Source organism: Candidatus Cryosericum odellii, assembly GCF_003570935.1.
Classification (GTDB): Bacteria; Caldisericota; Caldisericia; order Cryosericales; family Cryosericaceae; genus Cryosericum; species Cryosericum odellii.
In genome coordinates this window covers 22,057-22,334 of record NZ_QXIU01000048.1, presented here as the reverse complement: position 1 = coordinate 22,334, position 278 = coordinate 22,057, and the positions used below count along the sequence as shown (strand labels likewise).

1 protein-coding gene is annotated in these 278 nt (G+C 59.0%); it reads right to left on the bottom strand.

The features are described 5' to 3' along the window. The coding region (locus tag SMC5_RS01820; RefSeq protein WP_165848923.1) for an amidohydrolase family protein at positions 1 to 278 on the bottom strand (278 nt) is incomplete at both ends.

Sequence of the window (278 nt, the reverse complement as noted above, 5' to 3'; positions counted from 1 at the left end):
AGCCAGAGCGAGTGATAATCCTTACGGTTGAGGACTACCGGCGAATTTGGGTAGAGATCGTCCAGCTGGCGCCGATGTGGGCTGTCGGACCAGAGTTCGTCGTCCCAGCAATCGCCGCAGATCCAGGTACCGTTGTCCGGTCTCCCGGCCAACCGGATCCGTTCCAGGGCGCCGTCGAGTGAGGTCTCACCATTGAGGTTCACATGGAGGAGCGAGAAGCCGTACAGATCAAGATGCAGGTGAGAGTCCATGAATGCCGGATAGCATGTCGCTCCAGG